Annotated in this window: 7 protein-coding genes, 1 tRNA gene and 1 pseudogene; 5 read left to right on the forward strand and 4 right to left on the reverse strand. The window is 57.8% G+C overall.

From position 1 onward, the window contains the following. Window positions 1-18 precede the first annotated feature (18 nt). Both psb35 and NW849_RS13500 read right to left on the reverse strand, forming a co-directional pair. The gene (gene psb35, locus NW849_RS13495) at window positions 19-327 is read right to left on the reverse strand and encodes a photosystem II assembly protein Psb35 (protein WP_041437432.1); all 309 of its coding nucleotides are present in this window, start codon (window positions 325-327) and stop codon (window positions 19-21) included. A 137-nt stretch (window positions 328-464) separates the two neighbouring features. Further along, the gene (locus NW849_RS13500; protein WP_011433585.1) at window positions 465-683 is read right to left on the reverse strand and encodes a hypothetical protein; all 219 of its coding nucleotides are present in this window, start codon (window positions 681-683) and stop codon (window positions 465-467) included. A gap of 184 nt (window positions 684-867) precedes the next feature. Here NW849_RS13500 and NW849_RS13505 point away from each other — a divergent pair, with 184 nt between their 5' ends. Beyond that, on the forward strand, window positions 868-2,145 hold the full coding sequence (locus NW849_RS13505) for a cysteine desulfurase (RefSeq protein WP_414358268.1): 1,278 nt from the start codon (window positions 868-870) through the stop codon (window positions 2,143-2,145). 12 nt (window positions 2,146-2,157) lie between these two features. Next, window positions 2,158-2,253, forward strand: a pseudogene (locus NW849_RS13510) (IS5/IS1182 family transposase); the annotation flags it as partial. Between the two features lie 85 nt (window positions 2,254-2,338). Here NW849_RS13510 and NW849_RS13515 read toward each other — a convergent pair. Beyond that, the gene (locus NW849_RS13515; protein ID WP_414358271.1) at window positions 2,339-4,018 is read right to left on the reverse strand and encodes a SpoIID/LytB domain-containing protein; all 1,680 of its coding nucleotides are present in this window, start codon (window positions 4,016-4,018) and stop codon (window positions 2,339-2,341) included. Between the two features lie 89 nt (window positions 4,019-4,107). Between NW849_RS13515 and NW849_RS13520 the strand changes: the two genes are divergently transcribed. From NW849_RS13520 to NW849_RS13530, 3 genes are all read left to right on the forward strand, one after another. Then, window positions 4,108-4,539 (forward strand): DUF1818 family protein, encoded by a 432-nt coding sequence (locus NW849_RS13520; RefSeq protein WP_414358272.1) that lies wholly within the window; start codon window positions 4,108-4,110, stop codon window positions 4,537-4,539. A gap of 89 nt (window positions 4,540-4,628) precedes the next feature. Beyond that, window positions 4,629-5,441 carry an FAD binding domain-containing protein gene (locus tag NW849_RS13525; RefSeq protein ID WP_414358275.1) on the forward strand — a complete coding sequence of 271 codons (813 nt, stop codon included), beginning with the start codon at window positions 4,629-4,631 and terminating at the stop codon, window positions 5,439-5,441. A gap of 428 nt (window positions 5,442-5,869) precedes the next feature. Beyond that, window positions 5,870-6,304 carry a type IV pilin protein gene (locus tag NW849_RS13530; RefSeq protein WP_414358277.1) on the forward strand — a complete coding sequence of 145 codons (435 nt, stop codon included), beginning with the start codon at window positions 5,870-5,872 and terminating at the stop codon, window positions 6,302-6,304. Between the two features lie 33 nt (window positions 6,305-6,337). Here NW849_RS13530 and NW849_RS13535 read toward each other — a convergent pair. After that, window positions 6,338-6,411: transfer RNA gene (locus NW849_RS13535), tRNA-Arg, on the reverse strand. Window positions 6,412-6,417: the final 6 nt, after the last annotated feature.

A 6,417-nucleotide genomic window follows, 5' to 3' on the forward strand; every position in this document is an offset into this window, starting at 1 on the left:
GACAGCTTTCAACTTGGATCAGTGGATCCCCAGTGCAGAGGCAAACACACTGTGGCCCACAATGGCCTCTACCACAACACTTATGGCAAACCCCAACATGGCCAGCCGTCCGTTCCATCGCTCGGCCTTCTCCGTCCAGCCAATCTCCCACTCCGGCGGGGTATCGCCATCTTGACCGTACTGCGGCACATACCGCGGGCGACTGGCACTCTCCCAACCGGCAGGGCGCTTGGAGTTGAAGAAAGCCATCGAACCAATCACAACAGCAGCCACCAACCCGGCCACCATTACGGCAATGTAGGGGAGGAAGGGATTGTCAAGCATCATTGGATTGTCAAGATAGGGATTGAAGGATGAAAAAGCTCCCAAAAAGGGTAGAGCTGTAACATCTCAAAGCCAAAGAGAAAGTCTGTGAGATGTCCAATGTGGCTCTACCGAAAAGTTCTTCGACAAATTATTGCAGGTTATTGCAGACCTAGCCACTGGGCGAGAGTGCTGGCAAAAACACTGTGGCCCAGCACCGCTTCTGTAGCAATGCTGATCACCAAGCCCAACATGGCCAAGCGTCCATTCCAACGCTCCGCTTGCTCTGTCCAGCCTGGGATCCAGTCGTTGGTGGTGTCGTAGTACTGGGCAACAGAAGCGGAGTCCAGACGAGAAGGGATTCTGGGAGACGATTGCATTGCTAATACCTCGTATTGGTTGCTGTAACTAAACTTAACACAAAGTTACATTTTGTGACAAGCTTCGCTTTCAGGTCAGGGAGGAAGGGATCCCTGGCCGTTGCAACGGTTTGGGCAGAGGGGTTGGCCGAGGGCTGGCCCGAAGCAATGTCATACTGAGGGAAGCAGGCCTTTTGCGCAGACTATGGCGGTATCCCCCCTTTCTTCTTTCAAGCTTGATCATTCTTTCGACCTGGCTGCCCAGGTGCGGTCAGATTTTCCGATTTTGCAGCGCCAGATCAACGGCCACCCGCTGATCTACTTTGACAACGCTGCCACTTCTCAAAAGCCACTGGCAGTCCTGCAGGCGATGGATCATTACTATCGACACTGCAATGCCAACGTGCATCGCGGGGTGCATACGCTGAGCAACGAAGCCACAGATGCCTATGAGGGGGCGCGGGAAAAGATCGCTCAGTTTGTGAACGCGCCTTCTCCTCAGGAGATCATTTACACCCGCAATGCCAGCGAAGCCATCAATCTGGTGGCCTACAGTTGGGGCTTGAGCCATCTGGAGCGGGGGGATGAGATCGTCCTCTCGGTGATGGAGCACCACAGCAACCTAATCCCGTGGCAATGGGTGGCCCAGAAGACGGGAGCCCACCTCAAGTTCATCCAGATCACGCCAGAGGGAGAGTTGGATCTGGAGCACTACCGGTCTTTGCTCAGCGACCGCACCCGCTTGGTGGCGGTAACCCAGGTCTCCAACATGCTGGGATCCATCAACCCCGTTCAGGAGATTACTGAACTGGCCCATCGTTACGGAGCCAAGGTTTTGCTGGATGCCTGCCAGAGCGTGCCCCACATGCCTGTGGATGTCCAGGCGCTGGATTGCGATTGGTTGGCCTTTTCGGGGCACAAGATGTGTGGCCCAACGGGGATCGGCGTCCTCTACGGCAGGCGGGAGCTGCTGCGAGCGATGCCTCCCTTTTTGGGCGGGGGAGAGATGATCGCCGATGTGTACTGGGATCACGCCACCTATGCGGATATCCCCCACAAATTTGAAGCCGGTACGCCGGCGATTGCCCAGGCGGTGGGGTTAGGGGCAGCCGTAGATTACTTGAGCCAGATCGGTCTGGAGCGGGTTCATGCCCACGAACAAAGGTTGATTGCCCACCTGTTGGACGGGATCCAGCGCATAGCGGGTATTAGGGTTTATGGCCCCAAGGATCCGGCGCGACGGGCAGGGCTGGTCAGCTTTTCGGTGGAGGCCGTCCATCCTCACGACCTGTCTACCTTGCTGGATGAGCAGGGCATTGCCGTTCGAGCAGGGCACCACTGCACTCAGCCTCTCCATTGCTATTTGGGAGTACAGTCCACTGCCCGAGCCAGTGTTTACCTGTACAACACCTTGGCGGAGGTGGATCGCTTTTTGGACGTGTTGGCAGAAGCGGTGGAGTTCTTCAGCGTTGCCCTAAGCTAGGTCGTGTTGATCTTAAAGCAGTACCGACATCTATTTTCTCGTTTTGACAAATTGGCAAGAAACTTCTTGAGTTTTCTCTATCTCGTCAGTGCTCTCTTTTGGCTCAAATATAAAGATCAACACAACCTTGCATTCCTCCCGACCCTCGCCCTGTGGGCAGAGGGCAGGGCTCCTGTAGCTTCTAGCTGAATCTCTAGCGGACGGAGTAGGCTGCTGAGACGGCAGGCAACTGCAGGGAGAGGGATCCCAGCGGGGCCAAGGTGGTGCCGGGGTAGTAAAAAGCGAGGATTTGCGCCGCGTTAAACCCCTGCCGAGCCAGGGTATAGGAGCCGTACTGGCTCAAGCCCACCCCATGGCCGAAGCCGCCGCCGATAAAGCGATAGCCCGCCAATCGCTCCCCTTGTTTGAGAGGCTCTATCCGAAACAGGGTGCTGTACAGGCGGGGAAAAGCCAAGCGCACCTGATCTTTGCGCAAAAGAATGGAGTGGATCCCTTCTGCCGTCTGCAAGTCCAATTGCATCGCCTGCACCCGGCCACTGGCGGAGCGCTCCAGGATCTGCATTCCCGCGATGCTGCTCCAAGTGGGCATGGGGATCCCCAGGTAGTCTTGGCCGGCGCGCAACTGGGTGTTCAGCTCCTCCAGAGATAGGGAGAACTCCCAGCGGAATAGGCGGGATACCCCTGCTTCGTTGAAGCCCTCTCGTTGGGCCAAAAACGCCTGGAAGCTGCTCTCCTGCCGCAAATCCAAGGGCTTACCCGGTTGATGGGCAATATCCGCTTGCCGGCGCAGGTAGGGGCGCGGATCCCCGTCCCAAACATCTTCAAAGGCCGCCGAGATGCCGCCATTGGTAGAGGAATAGACAGCATCCACCAGCTCGCCATTGTAGGTGAGCACCAGGCCACTGGTTTGGCGAATGGCTTCGTCTGCCCGTGGGTGAGTTCCGGTCAACCCCTTGTAAACCTGGCAATGGGTATTGGCGCAGAGCTGATAATCGTCAACCTGAAAGCGGTGGAGGTTCTTGAGGGCGTAGGTGCGCGCCAAAATCGCCTGGGCGGCCATCGCGGCAAAAGGGGCCCCTGGCCCCACCTCGTGGGGAACTACCCCCCGCAAATAGGTTTCCAGAGGCACGGCATTGACCACAGTGTAGCTGCCGTAGGCATTGGGCTGAAAGGTGATGGATCCGGCATAGTAGTGGTCGTTCACCCGTAGATAGCCGGCATCAGAGGTCACCCTGAGGCGGGTGCGGTGGTAGCGAAAGTGTTCATGGATCCAGCTCAGCTCCGCCCGTTCTCGCCGCTCCTGCACCTCGAGCCGCACATGGGGGATCCCTTCTTTCTGGGCATACTGCTGAATCTGGGCCAGTTGTTGCGGGGTGTAGGCGCGGCTGGCCCACACCTGCCATTCTTGCGGCTGGGCGATCTCGGTGCTGATGCCCAGAGACTGCCAATGGTTGGCATTGGCCTCGGCACTCTCAAAGCTTTTGTGGCTGCTGAGAATTAGACGATATACGGTTTCCGGGGAGGTCAGGGCGCGATTGACAATGCCAATGCTGACCCAAGGCGTTCGCTGCGTTTGGGTGCTGCCGTCTGCTTGGGCAAATTCCAGGGTGAGAAGGGATCCCGTCGGCGCTGCCAGCTCCACCTGATCCGTCTCAGAACGGCCAAAGCGTTGCACAATGCCTATGTGCAGGATTGGGTTTTCGGGGGTGGCCGCCGTGGCAAAGGTCTCTTCGCCAACGCCGGTCGCGTCGGCGGCATGGAGCGCCAAGGCCGTCAGCAACAGGCCCAAGCCGGAAATGAGGGTGCTCTGCTTGCAGGACGAAGTCCTTGAAAACCGGCGAGGTTTGGCAGTGGGAGGCTGACAACTGGCCATGGCCGCTTTATCCTAAAACACACCCTGTCGATTTTACCCGCATCTTTTCTGGCCCACCTGCAGTGGTCGCGTTAGCGGTGCGGAGCACCATGGATGCTTTTCCTCGCATGTCTGTTCCCGACGACGGGTTCCCAATCGCCACGGCGGGACGCCGCCCCTCTTTGCACAAGGGATCCGGCTGGCGGCTGGGCTGGGATCCCACCCGTTCCCCTTTTGTTGCCCTGGTGGGGGGAGAAACCTGGGCGCTGGAGCTCACTCAGGAGGAGTGGCAAGCGTTTGTGCAGGGGGTGCAGCGCCTGCAGCAGGATATGGAGGCCATCGCATCCCAACTGATGGCGGAGGAGAGCATTACGCTGGAGCAGACTTTCCCTGCTTTGACCCTGATAGCCAGCGGCAGCGCCACTGCCTGGGGTCTCTATGTGCAATTGCATCAAGGCCGGCGCGGAGAAGGTTTTTGGCCTGCTGATGTTGTCCCTGAGCTGTGCCAGGCCCTCGCCCAATGCTTTGAGGAAGCTCTCTAGCCCCCTGAAGCCTGCAGTCTGGATCCCTGCCCAGGGTTTTTGGGGCGAAGCTACAACCCCTTGATTCCCTTCAGCGCCTGAGAGAACCGATGGATCTGCACCATCTGCACACTTACATTCGTCCCCGACAGCTTGAGGACTTGACCGCCTGGGATCCCGGCTGGAACTGGCTGGCCGGGGGGACTTGGCTCTTCTCCCAGCCGCAACCCCACCTGCGGGGACTGGTCGATTTGCATCCTCTGGGCTGGAATGAGCTGGAAATCAGCGCAGAAGGGCTAAAACTGGGGGCAACCTGTACCTTCCAGCAACTGCTGCAATACCCTTGGCCGCCCCATTGGCCGGGGATCCGCGCCCTGTGCGAGGGAATGGCATCTTTGGCCTCTTTCAAAGTGGCCCACTTGGCAACGATAGGGGGAAATCTCTGTCTGGCCCTGAGTGTCGGTGTCGTAGCGCCCGTGTTGATCGCCCTTGAGGCCACCTACACGCTGATCGATCTGCAGGGATCCCTGCGCCACATCCCCGCTCAGGACTTTCAAACCGGCCCCCAACAAACTCTGCTGCAGCCGGGGGAAGCCTTGCGATCCATCTGGATCCCGGCCCAACGCCTGCGCAGCCCCAGCACCTTTCAGCGGCTCGGCATCACCCAAACGGATCCCGCCCTGGTGATCGTTGCCGGATCGCGCGATCCCGACTCAGGCAACTATCGCTTCGGGCTCAATGCCGCCCTTTCGCCCCCACAACTGATCCAGATGGGATCCCGGCCCAATCCAGAACACCTTCCCCAACTTTTGGCAGAGCAAGCCCACGGCTGGATCGCGGATTTTCGGGCCAGCGCCCTCTACCGCCAACGCATGAGTGAGGTATTGATTCGCCGCTGTCTGGCAATCTTGCTCCGAGAGTAAGCCTGACCTCCCTGACCAAATGAGAGAGGATAAATTCATCTGCTGAGCTCCCAAAAACGAATGACCCATGAGAGTCCGCGGCGGCAGCAAGTGCCACCCCACAGACAACCGCGAAAATAGTTCACAGTGAACCCAGCTTTATCTGAGCTTAAAACTTGAGGCCAGTTTATAAAAAACTTACCCACAGTTGATAGCCAGTGAGGTTTTGGATTCAGGAGTTCGCGTGATTTGACAGGGAAAGTTTTGGATCCGCAAAGGGTAACCTGAAACCAAGGAAAGGCTGGAATACTGGGGCAAGCTCCTTTGGGTTTAGCTAAGTGCCTGATTTCTCCCGAAGCGGGACTGGAACTGCTATGAGTCGGTTTTCCCCTCATGAAGTGTATCTCCGGAGAATCCTCTTTCGTCTGGCCACTGCAGCTCCTCGTGGCATGACATTGATCGAGTTGCTTGTGGTCATTGTGATTGTCGGTACTCTCTGCGCGGTGGCCATTCCCAACCTGCTTAACCACATTCGCCGTTCCAGAGTTGCTGAAGCCCAAACAGCTTTGGCGACCGTTGGCCGTGCTTCGGAAATCTTCCGCGTGGACTTTACGGTTTATCCCTCCGGCTACGCCGATATTGAATTCGGAGGGATCCACGGGGATCGCTATTTACAAGATCCCTGGCAAGCCTACAACTACCGTCTTCCCGAAGTTGTTCCTCCCACACCTGGCCCAAGCGGCATTCGTTGGATGACTGAGTCTTACACCTACACAACTGCTGGTGGGGATCCCCTGCGCTGTGACATTGGCCTCGGGGATCGCCAGCAAGAGGTTCTGGTCTCTGGCTACGACCTGCACAACTCCTGCAACCTTTATCATTGACTTGCCTGGGCGAGATTTGGCGGCTTGAGGAGACGGGACTGGGCGGACTTGAACCGCCGACCTAGCGCTTAGGAGGCGCTTGCTCTATCCATCTGAGCTACAGCCCCTTGTCG

The organism is Synechococcus sp. R55.3 (assembly GCF_047461975.1).
GTDB lineage: Bacteria > Cyanobacteriota > Cyanobacteriia > Thermostichales > Thermostichaceae > Thermostichus.

Coding starts and splice junctions, on each gene's coding strand:
- psb35 (WP_041437432.1), bottom strand. CDS start 327: ATGATGCTTGACAATCCCTTCCTCCCCTACATTGCCGTAATGGTGGCC.
- NW849_RS13500 (WP_011433585.1), bottom strand. CDS start 683: ATGCAATCGTCTCCCAGAATCCCTTCTCGTCTGGACTCCGCTTCTGTT.
- NW849_RS13505 (WP_414358268.1), top strand. CDS start 868: ATGGCGGTATCCCCCCTTTCTTCTTTCAAGCTTGATCATTCTTTCGAC.
- NW849_RS13515 (WP_414358271.1), bottom strand. CDS start 4,018: ATGGCCAGTTGTCAGCCTCCCACTGCCAAACCTCGCCGGTTTTCAAGG.
- NW849_RS13520 (WP_414358272.1), top strand. CDS start 4,108: ATGGATGCTTTTCCTCGCATGTCTGTTCCCGACGACGGGTTCCCAATC.
- NW849_RS13525 (WP_414358275.1), top strand. CDS start 4,629: ATGGATCTGCACCATCTGCACACTTACATTCGTCCCCGACAGCTTGAG.
- NW849_RS13530 (WP_414358277.1), top strand. CDS start 5,870: ATGACATTGATCGAGTTGCTTGTGGTCATTGTGATTGTCGGTACTCTC.